The organism is [Erwinia] mediterraneensis (genome assembly GCF_900604315.1).
In the GTDB taxonomy this organism is placed as follows: Bacteria; Pseudomonadota; Gammaproteobacteria; order Enterobacterales; family Enterobacteriaceae; genus Pantoea; species Pantoea mediterraneensis_A.
On sequence record NZ_LR026978.1, the window covers coordinates 2,566,203 to 2,589,390 of the forward strand.

A 23,188-nucleotide genomic window follows, 5' to 3' on the forward strand; every position below is an offset into this window, starting at 1 on the left:
ACCCGTCCGGGGCTGGTCAGCAGGGAATAAGGAGAACGGTTTTGTTTTTACCTCAACGGATAGCACAATATTTTGCGCTTACGCTGGCCCTGGTGCCAATGTTTACGCATGCCTGGCAACAGGATCGCACCTATCGCTTTTCGGTATTGCATACCAACGATCATCACGGTCACTTCTGGCCTAACGCGCAGGGCGAATATGGTCTGGCCGCGCAGAAAACCCTGATGGATAAGATGCGCTATGAAGTGCAGGCACGAGGGGGCGGTGCCCTGATTCTTTCTGGCGGCGATATCAACACCGGCACGCCGGAATCGGATCTGCTGGATGCGGAGCCCGATTTTCGCGGGATGAACCTGGTGGGCTATGACGCCATGGCGATCGGCAACCATGAGTTTGATAATCCGCTGACGGTGCTGCGCCAGCAGGAAAAATGGGCCAAATTTCCGCTGCTCTCCGCCAATATCTATCAGAAAAGCAGCGGCAAGCGACTGTTTAAACCCTGGGCGCTGTTTAACCGTATGGGGCTGAAAATCGCTGTTATCGGGCTGACCACAGAAGATACGGCGAAAATCGCCCATCCCGCTTATCTGCAGGACATTGAATTCCGCGATCCGATTGCCGAGGCGCGCAAGGCGGCAGAGGAACTGCGCGCGCAGGAGAAGCCGGACGTCATCATTGCCCTGACCCATATGGGGCATTATGACAACGGTCATCACGGCAGTAACGCGCCGGGAGATGTGACGCTGGCGCGCTCGCTGCCGGCAGGGACGCTGAATATCATTGTCGGCGGCCATTCACACGATGCGGTGTGCATGGAAAAAGAGAACGTCAGTCAGCGTGACTATCAGCCGGGCACCCCCTGCCGGCCGGATCAGCAAAATGGCGTCTGGATTATGCAGGCGCAAGAGTGGGGCAAATACATTGGCCGTGGCGATTTTACTTTTCGTAATGGCGAACTGACGCTGGAAAACTATCAGCTGGTGCCGGTGAACCTGAAGCATAAGATCAAAAACCGGGACGGCAGCGAATCCTGGCTCACCTGGGGAGAAGAGGTGACGGGCAACGGCGCGATGATGAAGCTGCTGATGCCGTTCAAGAAGCGCGGCGAGGCGCAGCTGCAGGTCAAAATAGGACGCGCTGAGGGGACTTTTATCGGCGAACGCAACAAAGTGCGTTTTGAGCAGACCAATATGGGACAGTTGATCCTGCGCGCGCAGATGGCGCGTACCCAGGCGGACTTTGCGCTGATGAGTGGTGGTGGGATTCGCACCTCGCTGCCGTCAGGGCCGATCACGTACCATGACGTGCTGGAGGTGCAGCCCTTCGCCAATCAGCTTTGCGTGGTGACGCTGACCGGCGAGGAGATTGCCCGTTATCTGGCGGTGGTCGCCAATATTAAGCCTGATTCCGGGGGCTTTGCGCAGTTTGCCAACGTCAGCCTGGTCGCGGACGGCAGCGGCGTCAGCGGGATCAAAATCAATGGCGTACCGCTGGAGGCGAAAAAAACCTGGCGCATGGCGATCAACAGTTTTAATGCTGCCGGCGGCGATGGCTATCCCCGTCTCGATCAGCATGCGGGTTTCGTCAACACCGGGCTGGTGGATGCGGAAGTGCTGAAGCGCTATATCAGTGAACATTCACCGCTGAAAGCGAGCGAGTATGCGCCGCGCGGCGAGATTGTTTATCTGACCGAAGCGCAAAAGCGCGAGCGCGACAGCAAAGAAGAGAAAATGCGCCACCGCTCCTATCCCAAAATGCTGCTGGCCTGGCTCTGGCCATCTTCGTTCGGGGCCAGTCAGTAAGTGCAGGGGAGGCGTGATGCCTCCTCTTTTTTATGCTTCGCACACTTTACGCCTTATCCAGCGCTGGCGCAGTTTGTCCCATGCCCAGTTGTACGCCACGGTATAAGGCAGGAAGAAGAGGAAGAAGGCAACCTCCAGCATAAATGCCGACCACAGACCGATGTGCAGCATGCCTGCGGCAATCGGCAGACCGATTAAAATAAATCCCCCTTCGAACCCGAGTGCGTGCAGTACACGCAGTACCAGACCACGTCTGACGCGATCAGGCGGGCAGAGGCGATCGAAGCCAGCGTTATAGATCATGTTCCATAGCATGGCGACGGTAGAAAGGGCGATCGCCAGCGCACCCACCTGAAACAGCGGCTTATCCATTGCCCAGGCGGCGAGCGGAGAGACCGTAACTATCGCCAGCACCTCAAAGCACACAGCGTGACAAAAACGTTCTTTCAGTGAGCGGGCTTGCATCATCTTCTCCTTAATAACAGAGCGCTATCTTCTCACAGACTGTAACCAGGCTAAAATGAGAACCTATCGATAAAAGCGATGGATAATGATGAAATACTCCCCGGAATCTCTGAATGCTTTTGTGCAGACGGTGGCAAGCGGCTCTTTTTCCGCTGCGGCCCGTGCGCTGGGTAAAAGCCAGTCGACTATCAGCAGCGCCGTAGCGGCGCTGGAGGCGGATCTTGGCTTTACCCTGTTTGACCGCCAGGGGCGCCAGCCAGTGCTCACCCAACAAGGGAAGCGCGCGCTGGCGCAGGTAGAAGCCATTCTGCACGCCAGTCACCGGCTCGATGAGCTGGCGGTACGTCTCGCGTAGGGTGTAGAACCGCGGCTCAGCCTGGCGATTTCCGATTTCTGGCAGGCCGATCATCATGAAAAGCTGCTGAAAGGCTTTGAAGCGCGTTATCCCGATATCGAATTTGAATGCATGATTGCCGAGGATGAGGATGTGCTGGCGCTGTTGCAGAGCGGCCGTGTCCAGCTGGGCATTGTGCGCGCCCAGCCGCGGTTGCTGCCCGATATTGCTGCGGCACGTCTGCAGGTGCAGGCGGAGATGGCGATCTGGCTGCACCGCGATCATGTGCTGGCACGACAGCCGCAGGTCACCGAAGCTGCGCTGCAGGAAGTGCGCCAGCTGCGCCTGAACACCTGGGCGCAGAGCAGCACGCGTCCGCTGAGCGCCGGACGGGTCTGGTCAGCGCCTTCCTATCTGCTGCTGCTGGAGATGGCGGAGCAGGGGTTTGGCTGGAGCGTGCTGCCGCGCTGGCTGGTGCAACAGTTTGGACATCAGCAACTGAAAGAGCTCAGGGTGCCGGGCTGGCCGCAACATATTGCGGTTGAGGCGATCTGGTCGACGCGCCATCCTCCCGGACCCGCCGGGCGCTGGATGATCGATCAACTCTGCGCCCAGCCGCCCGCTTAATCGCGACGGGCAATATCCGTCAGCGGCGCATCCAGCAGACGCGACAGATCCTGGGGTGACAGTTCAATATCCAGCCCGCGTTTACCGCCGGAAATAAAGATCGTGGGGAAGTCGCCCGCCAGAATATCAATCACCGTGGGCAGCCGTTTTTTTTGCCCCAGCGGACTGATGCCGCCTACCAGATAGCCGGTTACCCGCTGGGCCAGCAGCGGATCTGCCATATCCGCCTTTTTCGCGCCCAGCGCCCGGGCAACCTTTTTCAGATCCAGCTGACTGGAGACCGGCGTGATCGCAACCGCCAGCTGCTTTACATCGCCGTTGAGTGCCACCAGCAGGGTTTTATACACCTGACTGGCATTCAGATTCAGTTTGCGCACCACTTCATCACCAAAATTGGTTTCGCTGGCGTCATGCTCATAAGGGTGTAGCGTGAAGCTGACTTTTTGTTTTTCGAGGAGTTTTACTGCGGGCGTCATAACGGCTCCTGGTGCTGTACAATTTTTAAACCATGAACGAATGAATAAAGCTGGCGTAAAGGGGCACTTTGCGCGAGAATTGGCCCTGCGCCAGCCGCTGAGGCTGAGCGATAACCAAAACCATAAATCGATTTTACATTGACAGGCCAGTAGCGATACTGGCCTTCTTTTTTTCAGGCCCGCCTCAGTAAATCCGGTAAGTTCTCCTCGCCATACAGATGCAGCGCCCCTACCGCCACCACATAACGCCCCGGCGGTAGCTGCGTCAGTACATCCCGCCAGTGCTGGTTGCGTTGATTCATCAGTACCTCACTCAAGGTGCTACTGAATGTGGTGGGCAGCGACGCCGGTGGCTGGCGACGCGGCGCGTCCAGCCACCAGCTAATCATGGTTTGTAACAACCGTGCGTTGGTATGCCAGTGCACCAGGGTATCCTGCAGCAGCGCCATACCCTCATCGGGCAAGGCTTTCAGCAGCGCAATCTGGACATCCGCCCCTTCCAGCTCCTGCACCGGCTTTTGCCAGCGTTTCGCCGCCAGTAGCAGCTGATAATCGATACCGTAGTCGGGCCGTAGCCCCAGCTGCTGTGCCTGCTGCGCCTGCAACATCAGCGCAATCTGCCAGGCAGGCAGCGTATCAAACAGCGCCATCGACAATTGCAGGTCGTCACACAGCTTCTGCAGCTGCGCCAGCGCCTGCGCATCCAGACGCGATGCCAGCGGCGGCTGTTCGTCACTTTTGACATAGGGTGACGAGCCCTGAGTAACGTCCGCCTCCACAATAAGCGCATCGGCCTGCTGCAGTCGGGTAAGCAGTTTTGCCGGCAGCGGTTGCATATCACGCGTCCCCATATGGATGCTGCCGACCAGATGAAATTCCCGATCCCCCAGGTGAATATCCACGGCGGGCCAGGCGTAGCTGACCGGGGCGAGGCGCCGTAACATCGCGTTTAATGATCGCCACAAGCTGCGCATCATGCCCTGTCCTTATTGGTTAAAAAGCCATGCTAGCGATTTCAACCGGTGAAGAACAGGGCCGTCGCTGCAATCAGGATTTGGGCGGTCGGAAGCGCAACAGGCGATTGGCATTGCTCACCACGGTGATCGAGGAGAGCGCCATGGCAGCACCGGCCAGCACCGGGCTGAGCAGCGTGCCGGTAAAGGGATAGAGCACGCCCGCCGCCACCGGAATGCCCAGACTGTTGTAAACAAAGGCCCCGAGTAAGTTCTGTTTCATATTGCGCAGCGTTGCGCGCGAGATGGCCAGCGCATCCGCAACGGCATGCAGATCGTGGCGCATCAGCGTCATGGCTGCGGTTTCAATCGCCACATCGCTGCCGCTGCCCATGGCGATGCCCACGTCCGCCTGAGCCAGCGCAGGGGCATCGTTAATGCCATCGCCGATCATCGCCACCTGCGCACCTTGTTGCTGCAGCTGGCGTATCGCTTCCGCTTTCCCTTCCGGCAGGACGCCCGCCATCACCTCATCAATACCCGCTTCCTGCGCGATTACCTGCGCCGTCTGCGCATTATCGCCGGTCAGCATGATCAGACGATAACCTGAGCGGTGCAGACGCTGCAGGGCGTCACGACTCTCCTGACGTAGCGCATCGCGCAGGGCGAACAGGGCAACCAACTGGTTGTCGACGGCCAGCATCACCGGCGTCGCGCCTTGTGCCGTGAGGGCGGTAAGCGCCTGCGTAGCGGGACTGCAATCAATGTTTTGCTGCAGCAGCAGGGCTGGGTTACCCAGCAGCAGCGACTTGCCTGCCAGTGTACCGCTGACGCCCTGGCCGCGTATTGTACGAAATTGCTCAACCGCAGGCAGGGTTGCGCCCTCAGCCGCCGCCACCAGCGCTTTCGCCAGCGGGTGGCTGGAATCCTGCTCAAGGGCTGCCGCCAGGCGCACAACCCCGGCGCGTTCAGCGGCGTTAAAGGTCTGAATATCAACGACGCGCGGCTGGCCTTCCGTCAGCGTGCCGGTTTTATCAAACACCAGCGTATTCAGCGTGCTGGCGCGCTGCAACGCGTCGGCGTCGCGCACCAGTACGCCCAGCTCGGCGGCGCGCCCGACACCAGCGATAATCGACATCGGCGTTGCCAGCCCCAGTGCGCAGGGGCAGGCGATAATCAGCACCGTGGTGGCAATCACCAGCGTATAGACAATTTGCGGCTGCGGCCCCACCAGATACCAGATCAGGGCGCTGATCAGCGCAATGGCGACCACCGCCGGGACAAAAACCGCAGAGATGCGATCCGCCAGCCGGCCAATTTCCGGCTTGCTGCTTTGCGCCTGACGCACCAGCTGGATAATGCGCGCCAGGGTAGTGTGTTGACCGATGGCGCGGGCTGTAAAGCGCACTGCGCCATCCTGCACCAGAGTTCCGGCGTGGATGCTGGCGCCACGGCTTTTTGCCTGCGGCACCGGCTCGCCGGTGAGCATCGCCTCATCGAACCAGGCTTCGCCGTCAGTGATCTCGCCATCCACGGGGACGCGATCGCCGGTGACCAGACGCAGCGTCATGCCAGGCTGCAGCTCGCTCAGCGGCACCTTTTTCTCGCCCTGATCGGTGATCACCCGCGCCTGGGTCGGCGTCAGATCCAGCAGGCGCTCCAGTGCCTGTGATGAACGCTGACGCGCGCGCTGTTCCAGCGCATGGCCGAGATTAATCAGGCCGATAATCATGACGCTGGCTTCAAAATAGAGGTGGCGTGCCTGATGGGGGAAAAAGTCGGGCCAGATCGCCACACTGATGGAGTAGAGCCAGGCGGCGCCAGTGCCCAGCGCCACCAGCGTATCCATGGTCGCCGTGCCCTTGCGCAGGCTACGCCAGGCGCTGCGCCAGAAATGACCGCCCGCCACCAGCATCACCAGCAGCGTAATGCCGCCCAGCCATAGCCAGGTCGTACGGTTCGCGGCGCTGAGCATCATATTGTCGCCCCACATGCCCCAGAACATCATCGGCACGCCCAGCAGCAGGGCCAGCGCCGCCTGCCAGCTGAAGCGGCGCATTGCCTGACGCGCGCTCTGCTGCTGTTTCTGCCGCCGTTCGCCTTCATCGGCAACAAACTGCGCGCCGTAACCCGCCTCTTCGACGGCGGCGACCAGGGTCTGAGGATCGGCGCTGCCCAGTACCAGGGCGCTGCGCTCGCCCAGGTTAACGCGCGCCTGGCTGACGCCAGCTACCTGCTGTAAGGCACGTTCCACGCGACTCACGCAACTGGCGCAGCTCATGCCGTCAATCAGCAGGTGGAGCGCGTCAGCGCGCTCCGGTGCCGGAAGCTGTTGAGACGCCGCTGTCAGCGCTTCCGGCTGTGGTTCTGTTGCTGTCAGCGGTTCAGGCTTTGGGTGTGCGTCGTCCTGTTTCAGGGTCGCGTGATAGCCCACCTGCTCAACAGTGGCGATCAGCGCCTGCGCTTCGGCCTGACCTGCAATGCGTGCCTCTTCCAGCGTAACTTCCGCCTGTTCAACGTCGCTGCGCTGTTCCAGCGCTTCTTTGACGCGTTTAATGCAGTGACCGCAGGAGAGACCATCCAGGGCCAGTACGGTTGTTTGTGACATCGTTGACTCCTTAAAAAGAGCGGGGCAGCCCCGCAAGGAAAGGTGATACGTGACAAAGTTTAAACCTTCCATCAAGGGGAAGGTCAATAAAGCGCAGGAGATAAATAGCTATGCAGGGGCAGACTGCGGGTTGTGTAGAGTAAGGAAGGGCCAGGATAAAAAGCCAGCCTGCAGGCTGGCAGGGTTTTGTTAGTAGAGATATTCTTCGGCAGACTCTTTTTCGGCTTTTTTTGCCTGTATTTCTGCCAGGGAGCTGCAATGGGATGGCAGGCTGCTTACCCCATTTTCCCGGCTGCGAGGGTTTTGAACATTCCTGATAATAACTTCAAGCAGCTTTTTACCATTATTTATCCTTGCTGATTTATTTTTATTATGCGTGTGCGGGTTTGCATTAATAATTTCTGTATATTGATTTGCTTTGGCTAATAATGTGTTTGCGTCGCTGATGATTTCACTTCGGGACTGCTGCCAGCCGGCCCGATAGCTTTTGTTGCTTACATTAATCACTTCTTTTAAAAGGCTTTTTATTGCTTTGTTTTTGATATGGACATTTTCATCTGCGTGGGCGTGTTGACACCTGGCCCAGTATATGATTTTTGCAATTTGCATCGCATGGTCCTCTGTGTAATAACCGGGCTTGAAATTGTACGCTAATCAAAGAGAAATAATTCTATAAAGCACTCATCTGTTTTTTAATAATTTGTTTTCTGGTTTGGAAAGTCTCTTTGTTAAATCTTTATTTGTATGTAAAACTATTTTTAATAAAAAGAAGTGTTTTTAGTAATGTGATATAGCGGCCTGACAGCCTGTCGCTTCCATCTTAAACTTCTCGCCTGCACATTTTAAAAATTATCGTTGCCAGTGACCGGCGAATCAGCACACTATCAGAGCGATAGCATCCGCCTGAACAGGCCGGTGATACAATCTTCCGGGGAAAGAGGAGAGCATGATGAATATCAGTGATGTTGCCAGCAAAACCGGCTTAACCCGTAAAGCGATCCGCTTTTATGAGGAGAAAGGGGTAGTGACGCCGCCGCTGCGCAGCGAAAACGGCTACCGCAGCTACAGCGCACGTCATCTGGAGGAGCTCACGCTGTTGCGCCAGGCGCGTCAGGTGGGTTTTAATCTGGAAGAGTGCCGCGAACTGGTGCAGCTGTTTAATAATCCAGCGCGCCACAGCGCGGAAGTGAAAGCACGTACGCTGCAAAAAGCGGACGAGATTGCGGCGCATATTGAACAGCTGCAGGTCATGCATGCACGACTGTTACAACTCGCGGCCGCCTGTCCGGGAGATGAAAGCGCGGACTGCCCGATTATCAACCATCTGGCGGGCTGCTGCGGCCATCACTCTGAGTGATGGCGCGGCTGAATGCGCAGCGTAATCCCCTCAACATTCACCACAACCACCTCTGTACCGGCCGGCAGATCGCGATCGGCCTGCACGCGCCAGCTGCTGTCACCCAGACGTACATGGCCGATACCGTCACGCAGATCCGTATCGAGCGTCAGATGGCGGCCTATCATTTGCCTGCCACGTTGATTCAGCGCATTTGGCCTCTGCTGGCGTTCGCGATAGCGCAACCAGCGATACCATAAAAACAGGCACAGCAGCGTCAGCGCGGCAAACAGTAGCCCCTGACCCTTCCAGGACATCGGAAGCAGCCACTCAACCAGTCCCACCAGCACCGCCGCCAGGCCGCTCCAGAGCAGATAGCCGCTGGTACCCAGCATTTCTGCGGCCAGCAGCAGGCCGCCCAGGGTGAGCCAGAACCAGTGGGGATGAGCGATGATCTCGGCCATTATCATGATTCGGGCTTCCGGCGCTTGTCGTTCAGCAGTTCGCTGATGCCAGCCACCGCACCCAACAGGTTGCCCGCCTCCAGTGGCATCATTACCACCTTACTGCTGTCAGACTCACCAATTTTCTGCAGCGCATCGGTATATTTCTGCGCCACAAAGTAATTCACCGCCTGGATATCCCCTGCCGCAATTGCGTCGGAGACCATGCGGGTCGCGGTCGCCTCCGCCTCTGCCTGACGTTCACGCGCTTCAGCCAGTAAAAAGGCGGACTGGCGCTCGCCCTCTGCTTTAAGGATCTGCGACTGTTTTTCCCCTTCGGCGCGCAGAATCGCGGCCTGACGCACCCCTTCCGCCGTGAGAATATCGGCACGCTTGGTACGTTCGGCTTTCATCTGGGCGTTCATCGCGGCGATCAGCTCCTGCGGCGGTCGCACATCGCGGATTTCAATACGGGTGATTTTGACCCCCCAGGGGTTGGTGGCTTCATCAACAATATGCAGCAGGCGGGTGTTAATGTTGTCGCGCTGGGAGAGCATCTCATCCAGCTCCATACCGCCGAGCACAGTACGGATATTGGTCATGGTAAGATTGATAATCGCCAGTTCGAGATTGCTGACTTCATAAGCTGCGCTGGCAGGATCGACCACCTGAATAAAACAGACGGCATCAATGGTGACGTTGGCGTTGTCTTTGGAGATGACTTCCTGAGAGGGAATATCCAGCACCTGTTCCATCATATTAATCTTGCGACCAATACGATCCATAAAGGGCACCACCAGACTCAGGCCGGGCTGGAGTGTGCGCGTATAGCGACCAAAACGCTCTACGGTCCACTGGTAGCCCTGCGGGACAATTTTCACCCCGGCCCAGACCACCACCAGTGCCAGGACAATAAGTACCGGAATCACAGTAATCATATAACCTCCAGACTGTCAGCTTGTCGGGCCGAGTCGCTTCGGCCCGTGGAAACCATCAGTAACTCAGTAGAGCAGGGAGTAGAGCTGACGGCGATATTTACCCGCCAGCGCGTCACCGGTACCCAGCGCCGCCAGAATCTCCTGCATCATTTTACGTGCCTGACCCTCAGCGGCGTTGAGATCTTGCTTCAGGAAACCAAACAGCAGCTCCAGCGCCTCTTCGTTGCGGCCCACCTGATGCAGCTGCAGCGCCAGTTTTGTCGCCAGCCCGGCGTTACCGGCATCCTGCGCCAGCTGCGCCTGCAACTGCTGAATTTCCGGCGTATCGGCCGCCTGCTTAAGCAGGTCGATCTGCGCCATCAGGCCCTGGTAGCGGGTATCCTGATCCTGCAAGGGCACTACCTTTAACACCGCCTCCGCTTCATCGCTACGGTTCAGGCTAATCAGCGCTTCAGCCAGCAGAAAACCGATTTCACTGGTCTGATTGCTCAGCTGCCAGGCCTCTTTCAGCAACGGCAGGGCATCCAGCGGTTTGCCTTCCTGCATCAGGGCCATCGCCTGCTGCGCCTTCAGTTCTTCTTCACGCGGCAACACTTTTTCCAGCAGCGCGCGGATCGCCTCTTCCGGCTGCGGTCCCTGGAAGCCGTCAACCGGCTGACCGTTCTGGAACAGATAGACGGTAGGAATGGCGCGCAGGCCAAATTGCGCCGCCACCATCTGCTCTTTATCACAATCCAGTTTGGCCAGAATAAACTGCCCGGCATACTCCTGCGCCAGACGTTCCAGCACCGGCGTCAGCTGTTGACAATGCTGACTGCGGTCAGACCAGAAGTAGAACAGCACCGGCAGCTGCATGGACTGCTCCAGCGTCTGATGCAGGTTGGATTCATTAATGTCGATAATCGAAGCTTGTGGTGACATGAAGACGTCTCTTTCGCTGTAAATGTTCTGAGGATATGGGGATGAAGCCCGGCGCTTCAAGTTCAATTATGGCAATCTGCTTAATGGTTGCGCAAAATGCGATCCAGCATCCAGCCTGGCAGTAACCGTTTCAGCAGGCTGAGGCTGTGTGCGACCATCGTCACCGGATAGCGCAAACGCGGATGTTGACTCTCCAGCGCGTGACGCAGTTCAGGTAAAATGGCTTCCGGCGGCAGGGTAAAGCGCGCAGCAATGGCCGGATTGCGCACCGGCTTCTCCTGTTCGCTCTGGGTCACATTCTCGGTGAAACGGGTGCGAATTGGCCCCGGTTCGATCAGGCTGACGCGTATGCCGCTACTGTGCAGCTCCATACGCAGCGCATCGGACCAGGCTTCCAGCGCGTGTTTACTGGCGGCATAGGCGCCCCGGCCAGGCGTGGCGATCAGCCCCAGCACCGAACTGGTATTGATGATGCGTCCCTGTCCGCTGGCCCGCAGCGCGGGCAGCAAACGCATGGTCAGTTGATGAGTGCCGAAAAAGTTAGTAGCGAACTGCTGTTCCAGTTGCTGGCGTGACAGCGTAGACAGCGGGCCATAAAGGCCAAAACCGCCATTATTAAACAGCGCGTAAAGGCGGTTACTGGTCAGGGCAATAACTTCATCGGCGGCCCGATCTACACTCTGCGCATCGTCCAGATCCAGCAAGATGCCGGTAAAACCGAGCTCGTTCATGCGCGTAACATCTGCTGGCTTACGGCAGGCTGCCAGGACGCGATAGCCGCGCGTCAGCAAATCCTGCGCCGCCACCAGGCCGATACCACTGGAACAGCCGGTAATAAGAACGTTTTTTTGCATAACTTTACCTGTCAGATAGCACGACGATCCGTTACTCGTGTTTAACTAGCGGAGCCAGTGCCTGGTCCATGAGTGTGGCAATCCAGGGCTGGGCGGCGGGGGCGGGATGGATACCGTCCTGCTGCATCCACTCCGGCTTCTGATAAACCTGCTCCATAAAAAAGGGCACCAGCGGAATATCATATTGCTGAGCCAGTTTGGGATAGATATCGCTGAACGCCTCGGTATAACGGCGTCCATAATTAGCAGGCAGGCGAATCTGCATCAGTAACGGTCTGGCGTTGGCCGCGCGTATACCGTCAATGATTTTGCGCAGATCCTGCTCAATAGTTTGCGGCGGAAAGCCGCGTAAACCATCATTACCGCCCAGTTCGATTAACACCCATTGCGGCTGATGCTGTTTTAATAACCCGGGCAACCGCGCCAGCCCCTGACCCACGGTATCGCCGCTGATGCTGGCGTTGACCACCCGGGGCTGCTGCTGCCATTTTTTATCCAGCAGGTTCGGCCAGGCCTCCGTGGCCGCCATGCGATAACCTGCACTCAGGCTGTCGCCAAGCACCATCAGTGTGTCCGCTGCGGCGAGACGCGAGACCAGTAAAAGCAAGAAAAACAGGAAGGGATAATGCCAGCGGAAAACATTGTTGAAGTTCATCATCTTACTAAATCCGTCGGTCAGGGAGAGCATCAGTTGTCCATCCTTACCGGAGTTGAGCTGGTTGTCAAACCAGCACAGACCCTGGCGCTGATTGGCGAATCGGGTTCCGGGAAGTCGACCTTGCTGGGAATTCTGGCCGGGCTGGATGACGGCAGCAACGGAGAAGTCCATCTGATGGGGCAACCACTGCATCAGATGAATGAAGAGCAGCGGGCTGCTCTGCGCGCGCAACACGTGGGTTTCGTGTTTCAATCCTTTATGCTGGTACCGACGCTGAACGCGCTGGAAAATGTCCAGCTGCCTGCGCTGCTGCGTGGCGATAATGAGCGTCAGAGCCGTCAGCAGGCGAGTGCGCTTCTGACACAACTCGGCCTGGGGCAGCGCCTGCACCATCTCCCCGCCCAGCTTTCCGGCGGCGAACAGCAACGGGTCGCGCTGGCCCGGGCGTTTAATGGTCGCCCGAATCTGCTGTTTGCCGATGAACCGACCGGCAATCTGGATCGTAAAACCGGCGATCGTATCGCCGATCTGCTGTTCTCGCTGAACCGTGATTTCGCCACCACACTGATTCTGGTGACCCATGATGAACAACTGGCGGCGCGCTGCGATCGTCGGCTGCGTTTGCGTGACGGCAAACTACAGGAGGAAGCATGATCTGGCGCTGGTTCTGGCGCGAGTGGCGCTCGCCCTCGCTGCTGATTGTCTGGCTGGCGCTGACGCTGGCTGTGGCCTGCGTGCTGGCGCTGGGATCGATCAGCGATCGCATGGAGAAAGGGCTCAGCCAGCAGAGCCGCGATTTTATGGCGGGCGATCGCACCTTGCGCAGCAGTGCGCCGGTGCCGCCGCAGTGGCTGAGTCAGGCGCGCGAGGAGGGACTAACGGTCAGCAGCCAGCTCCGTTTTATGACCATGACCTTTGCCGATCAGACGCCACAGCTGGCGGCGGTGAAAGCGGTGGACGATCGCTATCCGATGTTTGGCACCCTGCAGACCGATCCACCCGGCCTGAAGCCGCAGGCGGGCACGGTGCTGGCCGCGCCGCGACTGCTGGCGCTGCTGAATCTGAAAGCTGGTGATGCTATTGAGGTCGGCGATACCCGGCTGCAGATTGCCGGTGCGGTGATTCAGGAGCCTGACGGCGGATTTAATCCGTTTCAGACCGCGCCACGCCTGATGATGAATCTGGCGGATGTCGGGAAGACCGGGGCGGTACAGCCCGGTAGCCGCCTCAGCTGGCACTATAAATTTTCCGGCAACCCGCAGCAGCTGGCGCGTTACGATCGCTGGATCGTTCCGCAGCTGAAAGCCGATCAGCGCTGGATCAGCGTGGAGAATTCTGAGGATGCGCTCGGCCGCTCTATGCAGCGGGCCCAGCAGTTTTTGCTGCTCTCCGCACTGCTGACCCTGATGCTGGCGCTGGCGGCAGTAGCGGTAGCGATGAGTCACTACTGTCGCAGCCGCTACGACCTGGTGGCGGTACTGAAAACGCTCGGTGCGACGCGCACGGCTCTGCAGAAGCTGATCGTGGGTCAGTGGCTGGCCGTATTGCTGCTGGCGGCGCTCTGCGGCAGCGTGCTTGGGCTGGGATTTGAGGCGCTCCTGCTCGCGATGCTGAAGCCGGTACTGCCCGCCAGCTTGCCCGCGGCCAGTTTCTGGCCCTGGCTGTGGGCGCTGGGATCGCTGTTTGTGATTTCGCTGCTGGTGGGGCTGCGGCCTTATCGCCTGTTGCTGGCGACCCAGCCGCTGCGCGTATTGAGGCGTGATGTGGTGGCGCGCGTCTGGCCATTAAAATTTTATCTGCCGCTGATGGCGGGGCTGGTGGTGGTGTTGCTGGCGCTGCTGGTGGGCGGCAGCAAACTGCTCTGGGCGTTGTTGGCCGGGGTCGTGATGCTGGCGCTGCTGCTGGCGCTGCTTGGCTGGGGGACATTACTGCTGTTGCGTCGCCTGGTGATAAAAAATCTGGCGCTGCGGCTGGCCATTAACCGACTGTTGCGCCAGCCCTGGATGACGCTGAGCCAGCTCTCCACTTTTTCCCTGTCGTTTATGTTGCTGGCATTGCTGCTGGTGCTGCGCGGCGATCTGCTCGACCGCTGGCAACAACAGCTGCCGCCCGACAGCCCTAACTATTTCCTGCTGAATATCACGCAGGAGCAAGTGCCGCAGGTACGCAGTTTCCTTGCTGAACATCAGATTAAAACGGAAACTTTCTATCCGATTGCGCGCGTGCGCCTGACAGAAATCAACGGGAAAGAGGCCGATCCGAAGCAGGATAATGCGCTAAATCGCGAGCTGAACCTCACCTGGCAGGCGGAACGCCCGGATCACAATCCGCTCACCGCAGGCCGCTGGCCGCCGCAAGCGGGTGAAGTCTCGATGGAGGAAGAGCTGGCGGGACGGCTGGGCGTGACGCTCGGCGATACACTGACTTTTACTGGCGATACGCAGCAGTTTACGGCCAGAATCAGCAGTCTGCGTAAGGTGGACTGGGAGAGCCTGCGACCCAATTTCTTCTTTATTTTTCCCCCTGGCGCGCTCGATGCACAGCCGCAAACCTGGCTGACCAGCTTCCGCATGGAGCATAACCCGACGCTGCTGGCCCAGCTGAACCGCCAGTTTCCGACTCTGAGCCTGCTGGATATTGGCAGTATGATGCGCCAGATTGGCCAGGTGCTGGCGCAGGTGAGCCAGGCGCTGGAGATTATGGTGGTGCTGGTGACCCTGTGCGGAGGCCTGTTGCTGCTGGCGCAGATTCAGGTGGGGATGCGCCAGCGACATCAGGAACTGATGGTGTACCGCACGCTGGGGGCCAGCAAGCGCCTGTTGCGTACCACGCTCTGGTGTGAGTTTGCGCTGATTGGCGTGGTGGCAGGTGTGGCGGCGGCGATGGGGGCAGAGGCTGCGCTCTGGGGCCTGCAGCGCAAAATATTTGATTTCCCCTGGCAGCCCGACTGGCAACTCTGGCTGGCGCTGCCGCTGACCGGCGCGCTGCTGCTGTCGTTCTGCGGCGGCTGGCTGGGCGTCAGGTTGCTGAAGGGCCAGGCGCTGTTCCGCCGTTTCGAAGCGGCATAAAAAAAGCGGGGCTGGCCCCGCTTTTTGTACTTTTGCGCTGAGTTACAGCTTAGCAAGGGCCCAATCGATGCCGCTGGCGTATTCCGCTGGCAGCAGCGGCACCAGCGCCTGCAGGGCGGCTTTCAGACGCGTGCTGTCGCTGTCGCTGAGGTTAAGATGGCCTACCTTGCGTCCTGGCCGCACCTCTTTTTCATACCAGTGCAGATGCACCAGCGGCTGCTGTAGCCATTCGAGGTTCACTGCCGTGCCGATTAGATTGATCATCACCGCAGGCGCTATCACCACCGGCTGTGGCAGCGGCAGATCCAGAATGGCGCGCAGATGCAGTTCAAACTGGCTGATGGAAGCGCCGTTTTGCGTCCAGTGGCCGCTGTTATGAACACGCGGGGCCAGTTCGTTAATCAGCAGGCCTTCCGGCGTGACAAAACACTCCATTGCCATCACGCCGACGTAATTCAGTTCATGCATAATGGCGCTGAGCATCTGCTCCGCCTGGCATTGCTGCGCGGGATCGGCCTGCGGGAACGCCACGCTGGTACGCAGGATCCCCTCCTGATGCAGATTGTGCGTAAGCGGATAGAACACCGTCGTGCCGTCATGCGCGCGCGCACCGACCAGCGACACTTCACCGGAAAAGTTAATGCCTTGCTCAACGATGCACTCGCCGTAGCACTCGGCCGGCAGCGCGTCGGTCTCATGGGCGCGTAAGCGCCACTGACCGCGGCCGTCATAGCCGCCGGTACGGCGTTTGACAATCGCCAGTTCACCGAGACGGGCAAACACCTGCGGCCATTCGCTGGCGGCAGCGAGCAGCTGCCAGGGGGCGGTGGCGAGGTTCAGCTGATCGAGCAGCTGTTTTTGCGTCAGACGATCTGCCAGACGCGGAAAAATGTCGCGATTCACAAACGCCGGATGACGCGCCAGTTCACGCGTCAGGGCTGTTTCCGGCCAGCGTTCAATTTCGGCGGTAACCACGCTCTGGGCGATGGGCAGGGCTTCCGGCTCAGCATCCAGGCCTACCGGATAGACGGCAATCCCCAGCGGCTCGCCCGCCTGACGCAGCATACGGCCCAGCTGACCGTTTCCTAATACGCAAACCGGCTTCATGCTTCCTCCCGCGGATCCGGGTTATTCAGCACGTCGTCAGTCTGGCTCTGACGCCAGGCCGCCAGACGGCTGGCGAGCTCGGGATCGTGCAGCGCCAGGATCTGCGCTGCCAGCAGGCCGGCGTTTGCCGCCCCCGCTTTGCCAATCGCCAGGGTGCCTACCGGAATCCCGCGCGGCATCTGTACGATGGAGTAGAGGCTGTCGACACCGCTCAGTGCCGCGCTCTGGACCGGTACGCCCAGTACCGGCACCAGGGTTTTGGCGGCCAGCATGCCGGGCAGATGCGCCGCGCCGCCAGCACCGGCGATAATCACCTGAAAGCCGTTCTGCGCCGCCGTTTCGGCAAAGCTGAACAGTTTATCGGGGGTGCGGTGCGCAGAAACCACTTCAACGTGAAACGGCACCTCGAGGCTGGTGAGGATTTCCGCAGCGAACTGCATGGTAGCCCAGTCACTTTTAGAACCCATAACAATAGCGATGCGGACCGGGGCGGCGTTGGATGACATGCGGTCAACTCCTGTGAATAGACAAACGAACCTGGCCGGGCGGGCAGGTGAAGAGGGCACAGAGGATAGCATGAGACGCCAGCGAGGAAAACGGTTGCGTCACCGCTACAGGGCCGTTTTCCTGCACATTCAGAAGTCGAAATCGATCAGGGTTACGCCGCTGGCGTCGAGCTGGATCATCGAGCCGCGTGTATGCCAGGCGCCCAGTACCGCACGGCGGGCGGGACGATTCTGCACTTTCAGGTCGTGTATCGCGGGCCGGTGCGTGTGGCCGTGGATCAGCAATTGCACCTGCTGGCGTGTCATCGCCGCTTCTACCGCCGCCTGATTGACATCCATAATGCTTAATGACTTATGCTGGTTCGATTGCTGGCTACCGGCGCGCATGCGCAGGGCAACGCGTTTGCGGATAAACAGCGGCAGGGAAAGAAACAGTTTCTGCAGCCAGCGCTGGTGGACCTTCGCGCGAAAACGTTGATAGCCCTGATCGTCGGTGCAGAGCGTATCGCCATGCATAATCAGCACCCGCTGTCCGTAGCGCTCCACAATCTGCTCTTCCGGCAGCAGCGTCATGCCGCAGGCCGCAGCAAATGCATGGCCCAGTAAAAAGTCGCGGTTGCCATGAATAAAGAAGACGGGAACCGGCAGGGCTTTCAGCGCGGCAGCGATCTGCTGATGCAGCGGATTGGGATCGTCATCGCCGATCCAGGCCTCAAACAGGTCGCCAAGGATATAGAGCGCATCACAGTGGTGCGCTTCCCGCTGTAAAAAACGCAGAAAACCGGCAGTGATTGCCGGTTCTTCCTGGCACAGATGTAAATCTGCGATAAACAGCGTGCGCGACATTACTCGCTGACGGTCACTTTCTGAATGACGACGTCTTCTTTCGGCACGTCCTGATGCATACCGCTGCGGCCGGTGGCAACCGCTTTGATTTTATCAACCACGTCCATGCCTTCGACCACTTCAGCGAATACGCAGTAGCCCCAGCCCTGCAGACTTTCGTCACGGAAGTTCAGGAAGTCGTTATCCGCTACGTTGATGAAAAACTGGGCGGTAGCGGAGTGCGGTGCAGAGGTACGCGCCATCGCCAGGGTGCCACGGGTGTTTTTCAGACCGTTGTTTGCTTCGTTACGGATCTCTTCTTTGGTGGCTTTCTGTTTCATGCCAGGCTCAAAGCCGCCGCCCTGAATCATAAAACCGTTAATCACACGGTGGAAAATGGTGTTGTCGTAAAAGCCTTCGCGGCAGTAATCCAGAAAGTTTTTCACGGTAGCAGGCGCTTTATCATCAAAGGTTTTGATGACGATATCGCCGTGGTTTGTCTGGAAGGTAACCATATTCTCGTCCTGTAAAAGGGGTTGTCAGTGTTGTGGACCGCGCCGAAAGGAGAGCGGGCCATTTTACAGAGGCACTTATATCATAATTTCTGATGATGCGTCAGCAAGGCAGCGGCTGTTGGCTTGCTTTGCGTCGCGCGAGCGGGAAAAATACGGCACAATAATCAGACCATCTGAAAATAAGCGTAACCCGCACACGTCTAAACGGAATCGTTCAATGCTAAAGATTTATAACACGCTGAGTCGCCAGAAAGAGGAATTTAAACCTATCCATGCCGGTGAGATTGGTATGTACGTGTGCGGCATCACGGTGTACGACCTCTGTCATATTGGCCACGGGCGTACCTTTGTGGCTTTCGACGTGGTCGCGCGCTATCTGCGCTACTGCGGTTATCGGCTGAAATATGTGCGTAACATCACCGATATTGATGACAAAATCATTAAACGTGCCAGTGAGAATGGCGAGAGCATTGAAACCCTGACCAATCGTATGATTGGTGAAATGCATAACGACTTTGCGGCGCTGAATATCCTGCCGCCCGATCTGGAACCGCGCGCTACGCGCCATATCAGCGAAATTATCGAGCTGGTGAACAAACTGCTCGATCGCGGACACGCCTACGTGGCGGAGAACGGCGATGTAATGTTTGATGTGGCAAGTGACGCCGATTATGGCCTGCTGTCCCGCCAGGATCTGGAACAGCTGCAGGCTGGCGCGCGCGTCGAAGTAACTGAAGCAAAACGTAATCCCATGGACTTCGTGCTGTGGAAAATGTCCAAAGCGGAAGAGCCCGCATGGTCTTCGCCCTGGGGCAATGGCCGACCGGGTTGGCATATCGAATGTTCTGCCATGAACTGCAAACAGCTGGGCGAACATTTTGACATTCACGGCGGCGGCTCAGATCTGATGTTCCCGCATCATGAAAATGAGATCGCGCAGTCCACCTGCGCGCATGACGGCCCGTACGTTAACTACTGGATGCACTCCGGGATGGTGATGGTTGACCGCGAGAAGATGTCAAAATCGCTGGGTAACTTCTTCACCGTGCGCGACGTGCTACAGCACTATGATGCGGAAACCGTGCGCTATTTCCTGATGTCCGGTCACTATCGTAGCCAGTTGAACTACGGTGAAGACAACCTGAACCAGGCGCGTGCGGCGCTGGAGCGTCTTTACACCGCGCTGCGTCATACTGACCGCGATGTACAGGCGGCAGGGGGAGAGGAGTTTGAGGTCCGTTTCCGCGCCGCGATGGATGATGACTTCAACACGCCGGAAGCCTATTCAGTGCTGTTTGATATGGCGCGTGAAGTGAATCGTCTGAAGAGTGTTGACAGTGCGGTGGCGAATGGGCTGGCGGCGAAATTGCGTCAGCTGGGCGAGGTGCTGGGCATTCTGCAACAGGATCCGGAACAGTTCCTGCAGAGCGGCGCGCAGGCCAGCGATGATGAAGTGCAGGTGATCGAAGCGTTGATCCAGCAGCGTCTGGATGCGCGTAAAGCGAAAGACTGGGCGGCGGCGGATGCGGCGCGTGACCGTCTTAACGAGATGGGGATTGTGCTGGAAGATGGTGCGCAGGGCACCACCTGGCGTCGTAAGTAATAACGCCAGCCCGGCAGCGTGATGCTGTCCGGGCTGTTTTTCCTGCGGCGACGCCTTATGGCTGTCTCTACGCCGATTCCCGCACCACTAACTCGCCAGAGAGCGTAATACGCTGCGTCCTGAGCACTGGCTCTTTGAGCGTACGTATAATCAGTTCAGCCGCCTGCCGTCCGGTTTCTTCACTGGCGGAAGCCACATAGGTGAAGGAGGGGGAGGTGAGGTTGATGTGCAGCATATCTTCAAAGCCTACCAGCGCCACCTGTTGGGTGAGAAACACATCTTTCCCGACGGTTCGTCCAACATGATGGATGCCGGAAAGGGCGCCAATCATCGCATCGGGCGAGTGACAGAGCAGGGCGGTGAAGGTGTTATTCTGTTCCAGTAACTGGCGCGTCACAAAACTGGCTGAATGGGTGTCGTCGTTACACACCGGTGTCGCCTCGGCGCGCAGTGTCAGGCCATACTGGGTCATGGCGCTGCGAAATCCCAGCAGACGCTGCTGGCGAATCAGGTCACCTTCGCTGCCGCCGATATAGGCGATATGACGATGCCCGCGCTCAATCAGATAGCGTGCCGCCAGGTTGGCGGCCTGGCGGTTATCACGCATTACCAGGTTGCACTCTTCTTCCAGCAGCGATTGCGATACCACCACCAGCGGCATCGGACAGTGGCGAATTTGTTCGGGTAGCCGCGCGCTGTGCGTGTCTGACGCCAGATAGATGACGCCCGCCACACCCTGCTGTTTGAAGGAAAGCAGGCAGCGCTCCAGGTGCTCGCCATCATTGAGTGGCTGGCCCAGGAATACCATATAGCCCTGTTTTTCCAGTTCCAGCACCACGCTGGCCATCACTTTAATGGAAAAGCTGTCGCTGAAATCGCGCAATATCAGGCCGATCAGATTGGAGGTACTGGAGCGGAGATTAGCGGCGGCAACATTATGCACATAGCCCAGGGTGTTAATCGCCGCCTGCACGCGTTCAATGGTTGCGTCTGAGATCTTTCCTTTCTGACGCAGCACCAGCGAAACGGTAGAGACCGAGACCCCGGCCTCTCTGGCTACATCAATAATACTGACTTTCTTCACATCCGCTCCCTGCTGTTCGCCGTTATCCACCTGAAATAACAGCGTCTCCCGGGGCGACGGGAGACGCCTCAGTGCAGCATAGTATTACTTCGCGATCTGGCTGGACATGCTTTGCGCGATAAATTGTGCCCTGGCGCCAAAAATCACCTGAACGCCATTATCGCCGACAAACACCACCCCGCGGGCACCGATGCCGTTAAGACCTTCGCGGTCCACCATTTCGCTTTTCTCGACTTCAAGGCGCAGGCGCGTAATGCATGAGCCTACGGAAGCGATGTTCTGCGCGCCGCCCATCAGGCCGATGATTTCGCTGGCGAGCTCAGCATCGGTCTTATTATTGGTCGTGGCGGTCACATCAGTACGGCCCGGCGTTTTGACATCGAAACGACGGATAACAAAGCGGAAGGTGAAGTAGTAAATCAGCGCCATCGGAACGCCGACAATCACCGCATTGAGGAAATTGGTCTGATAACCGTTAAAGGAAGGCAGAATCCCGAAAGAGATATAGTCAATCAGGCCGGCGGAGAATGACTTGGCGATGTGAGCGTGCAGCAGATACATCATCATATAGGCCAGACCCGCCATGATGGCGTTAAAGACATAGAGGATCGGCGCAACGAAAATAAAGGTAAATTCTACCGGCTCGGTGATCCCCGTCAGGAAGCAGGTCAGGGCAGCGGAGAAAAGGATGCCGGAGGCGATCTTCTTGTTTTTGCTGTGCGCTTCCTGGTACATCGCCAGGCAGGCCGCAGGCAGAGCGAACAGCATCAGCGGGAATTCACCCTGCATAAACTTACCGGCATTCTGATAGGTGTCGCTGCTGAAGGATTTCGTGCCTTCTTCCAGCATTTTAAACCAGATGCTCTGATCGCCGTGGATCACCTGACCTGCCTGAGTGGTGTAGTCGCCAAAGGAGTACCAGAAAGAGGGGTACCAGATATGGTGCAGGCCAAGCGGGATCAATGCGCGTTCCACCAGGCCAAAAATAAAGGTGGAGGCCGCCTGGTTATCACCGTTGACCATCACCGACAGGGCGTCGATACCGTTCTGAATATGCTGCCAGATATAAGGTAACAGCAGGCCGAGCAGGAATGAGAGGAAAGCGGTGGCGATGGCCACAAAGCGTTTCCCGGAGAAGAAGCCGAGGAACTCCGGCAGCTGCAGAGTATGGAAGCGGTTATAGCACCAGGCAGCAAGAATGCCGCAGATCAGACCGCCAAAGACGCCCATCTGCAGCGTAGTAATACCCACCACCATCGCATATTTCCCGCCCTGAGAGGCCATTTCCGGCGTGATATTTAACAATGTGCCGATGGTGATATTGGTGACAAAGACCGATACGGCGGCGGAGAGCGCGGCGATACCCGACTCGGACGCCAGACCGACCGCGGAACCAATCGCAAACAGCAGCGGCAGGTTATCGAAGATGACGCCGCCAGCGTTCATCATCAGCGGCAGATGAAATTTATCACCAAACGCCAGCAGCAGACCGGCGGCAGGCAGCAGCGAGATAGGCAGCATTAAGGCGCGCCCAATCATCGACAATTTAGACAGCGATTTCACAAATCCGGATAGCAGACTCATACCCATTCCCCCTGAAGAGCGTTTTAACAGCGTTGTTATTGTCAGTAGAACGTTTTACTAGAACGTTCTACTTATCCTTCAATATGCCTGATCGCGCTGCAACAAGATTTTCACATTCAGCGATACGAAATAGTGATAGTTTGACGCCGATCGAATTTTGCCGGGGAAAAGTGCGCGTGTCAGGGGAGAAGGGGGGCCGGGGAAAGCAAGGAGAAAGCCGGGCGGCAGAATGCCTGACCCGGCCTGCATAACAGAAGGTTATTCAGCGGAACCGGTTACCGTGACGTTGTGCCCGGCAAAAGAGACTTTCTGTCCGGCCACAATTTTGCAGCGCTTGCGGGTTTCCACCACGCCGTCAACTTTTACCTGCCCTTCGCTGATGGCGATTTTTGCCTGTGCGCCACTTTCACTCCAGCCTTCCAGCTTCAGCAGGTCACACAGTTCAACGTAGGGGTGTTTACCCAGGGCAAAATTTGCCATC

At 57.9% G+C, this 23,188-nt stretch carries 22 protein-coding genes and 1 pseudogene; 6 read left to right on the plus strand and 17 right to left on the minus strand.

What is annotated here, in order from left to right:
- Positions 1-98: 98 nt before the first annotated feature.
- Positions 99-1,802, plus strand: coding sequence for a bifunctional UDP-sugar hydrolase/5'-nucleotidase UshA (gene ushA, locus E0E17_RS11880; RefSeq protein ID WP_237680828.1), 1,704 nt, complete (start codon positions 99-101; stop codon positions 1,800-1,802).
- 30 nt (positions 1,803-1,832) lie between these two features.
- Here ushA and E0E17_RS11885 read toward each other — a convergent pair whose 3' ends face one another.
- The gene (locus E0E17_RS11885) at positions 1,833-2,267 is read right to left on the minus strand and encodes a multidrug/biocide efflux PACE transporter (RefSeq protein WP_130835533.1); all 435 of its coding nucleotides are present in this window, start codon (positions 2,265-2,267) and stop codon (positions 1,833-1,835) included.
- 88 nt (positions 2,268-2,355) lie between these two features.
- On the opposite strand from E0E17_RS11885, the pseudogene E0E17_RS11890 reads away from it, so the two are divergent.
- Positions 2,356-3,228: pseudogene (locus E0E17_RS11890) on the plus strand (LysR family transcriptional regulator).
- Here E0E17_RS11890 and ybaK read toward each other — a convergent pair.
- From ybaK to E0E17_RS11910, 4 genes are all read right to left on the minus strand, one after another.
- Positions 3,225-3,704, minus strand: a complete 480-nt coding sequence (gene ybaK / locus E0E17_RS11895; RefSeq protein ID WP_130834271.1) for a Cys-tRNA(Pro)/Cys-tRNA(Cys) deacylase YbaK — start codon at positions 3,702-3,704, stop codon at positions 3,225-3,227. The pseudogene E0E17_RS11890 and the gene ybaK sit on opposite strands and share 4 nt — an antisense overlap.
- A gap of 173 nt (positions 3,705-3,877) precedes the next feature.
- Entirely contained in the window at positions 3,878-4,681 is an 804-nt protein-coding gene (locus E0E17_RS11900) for a TraB/GumN family protein (RefSeq protein WP_130834272.1), read from the minus strand.
- 70 nt (positions 4,682-4,751) lie between these two features.
- A complete protein-coding gene (gene copA / locus E0E17_RS11905; RefSeq protein WP_130834273.1) occupies positions 4,752-7,265 on the minus strand; it encodes a copper-exporting P-type ATPase CopA in 2,514 nt (837 codons plus the stop codon).
- A 189-nt stretch (positions 7,266-7,454) separates the two neighbouring features.
- Positions 7,455-7,874, minus strand: coding sequence for a hypothetical protein (locus E0E17_RS11910; RefSeq protein WP_130834274.1), 420 nt, complete (start codon positions 7,872-7,874; stop codon positions 7,455-7,457).
- Positions 7,875-8,214: 340 nt separating this feature from the next.
- Between E0E17_RS11910 and cueR the strand changes: the two genes are divergently transcribed.
- Positions 8,215-8,622 carry a Cu(I)-responsive transcriptional regulator gene (gene cueR, locus E0E17_RS11915; RefSeq protein WP_130835534.1) on the plus strand — a complete coding sequence of 136 codons (408 nt, stop codon included), beginning with the start codon at positions 8,215-8,217 and terminating at the stop codon, positions 8,620-8,622.
- Here the strand turns inward: cueR and E0E17_RS11920 are convergent.
- The 5 genes from E0E17_RS11920 to tesA form a co-directional block, all read right to left on the minus strand.
- A complete protein-coding gene (locus E0E17_RS11920; protein ID WP_130835535.1) occupies positions 8,610-9,068 on the minus strand; it encodes an NfeD family protein in 459 nt (152 codons plus the stop codon). The two genes, cueR and E0E17_RS11920, sit on opposite strands and share 13 nt — an antisense overlap.
- On the minus strand, positions 9,068-9,982 hold the full coding sequence (locus E0E17_RS11925; protein WP_130834275.1) for an SPFH domain-containing protein: 915 nt from the start codon (positions 9,980-9,982) through the stop codon (positions 9,068-9,070). Before E0E17_RS11925 ends, E0E17_RS11920 begins: the two co-directional genes overlap by 1 nt.
- Positions 9,983-10,045: 63 nt before the next feature.
- Positions 10,046-10,903 carry a thioredoxin family protein gene (locus tag E0E17_RS11930; RefSeq protein ID WP_130834276.1) on the minus strand — a complete coding sequence of 286 codons (858 nt, stop codon included), beginning with the start codon at positions 10,901-10,903 and terminating at the stop codon, positions 10,046-10,048.
- Positions 10,904-10,983: 80 nt separating this feature from the next.
- Positions 10,984-11,757: an SDR family oxidoreductase gene (locus E0E17_RS11935; protein ID WP_130834277.1), complete on the minus strand. Its 774-nt coding sequence runs from the start codon at positions 11,755-11,757 to the stop codon at positions 10,984-10,986.
- A gap of 31 nt (positions 11,758-11,788) precedes the next feature.
- Entirely contained in the window at positions 11,789-12,415 is a 627-nt protein-coding gene (gene tesA, locus E0E17_RS11940) for a multifunctional acyl-CoA thioesterase I/protease I/lysophospholipase L1 (protein ID WP_237680777.1), read from the minus strand.
- Here tesA and ybbA point away from each other — a divergent pair.
- Together ybbA and ybbP are read left to right on the plus strand one after the other, a co-directional pair.
- The gene (ybbA, locus tag E0E17_RS11945) at positions 12,383-13,069 is read left to right on the plus strand and encodes a putative ABC transporter ATP-binding protein YbbA (RefSeq protein ID WP_130834278.1); all 687 of its coding nucleotides are present in this window, start codon (positions 12,383-12,385) and stop codon (positions 13,067-13,069) included. The two genes, tesA and ybbA, sit on opposite strands and share 33 nt — an antisense overlap.
- A complete protein-coding gene (ybbP, locus tag E0E17_RS11950; protein ID WP_130834279.1) occupies positions 13,066-15,483 on the plus strand; it encodes a putative ABC transporter permease subunit YbbP in 2,418 nt (805 codons plus the stop codon). Before ybbA ends, ybbP begins: the two co-directional genes overlap by 4 nt.
- 42 nt (positions 15,484-15,525) lie before the next feature.
- Here ybbP and purK read toward each other — a convergent pair whose 3' ends face one another.
- From purK to ppiB, 4 genes are all read right to left on the minus strand, one after another.
- Entirely contained in the window at positions 15,526-16,590 is a 1,065-nt protein-coding gene (gene purK / locus E0E17_RS11955; RefSeq protein WP_130834280.1) for a 5-(carboxyamino)imidazole ribonucleotide synthase, read from the minus strand.
- Complete coding sequence (gene purE / locus E0E17_RS11960) at positions 16,587-17,096, minus strand: 5-(carboxyamino)imidazole ribonucleotide mutase (RefSeq protein ID WP_130834281.1); 510 nt, start codon at positions 17,094-17,096, stop codon at positions 16,587-16,589. The genes purK and purE overlap by 4 nt, the downstream gene beginning before the upstream one ends.
- 129 nt (positions 17,097-17,225) lie before the next feature.
- Complete coding sequence (lpxH, locus tag E0E17_RS11965) at positions 17,226-17,942, minus strand: UDP-2,3-diacylglucosamine diphosphatase (RefSeq protein WP_130834282.1); 717 nt, start codon at positions 17,940-17,942, stop codon at positions 17,226-17,228.
- The gene (gene ppiB / locus E0E17_RS11970) at positions 17,942-18,436 is read right to left on the minus strand and encodes a peptidylprolyl isomerase B (protein ID WP_130834283.1); all 495 of its coding nucleotides are present in this window, start codon (positions 18,434-18,436) and stop codon (positions 17,942-17,944) included. Before ppiB ends, lpxH begins: the two co-directional genes overlap by 1 nt.
- 217 nt (positions 18,437-18,653) lie before the next feature.
- Between ppiB and cysS the strand changes: the two genes are divergently transcribed.
- A complete protein-coding gene (gene cysS / locus E0E17_RS11975; RefSeq protein ID WP_130834284.1) occupies positions 18,654-20,039 on the plus strand; it encodes a cysteine--tRNA ligase in 1,386 nt (461 codons plus the stop codon).
- Positions 20,040-20,106: 67 nt separating this feature from the next.
- Here the strand turns inward: cysS and malI are convergent, their stop codons facing one another.
- The 3 genes from malI to ybcJ form a co-directional block, all read right to left on the minus strand.
- A complete protein-coding gene (gene malI / locus E0E17_RS11980) occupies positions 20,107-21,123 on the minus strand; it encodes a Mal regulon transcriptional regulator MalI (protein WP_130834285.1) in 1,017 nt (338 codons plus the stop codon).
- 84 nt (positions 21,124-21,207) lie between these two features.
- Positions 21,208-22,707, minus strand: coding sequence for a PTS transporter subunit EIIC (locus tag E0E17_RS11985; protein WP_130834286.1), 1,500 nt, complete (start codon positions 22,705-22,707; stop codon positions 21,208-21,210).
- Positions 22,708-22,965: 258 nt separating this feature from the next.
- Entirely contained in the window at positions 22,966-23,187 is a 222-nt protein-coding gene (ybcJ, locus tag E0E17_RS11990; RefSeq protein ID WP_130834287.1) for a ribosome-associated protein YbcJ, read from the minus strand.
- Position 23,188 lies beyond the last annotated feature (1 nt).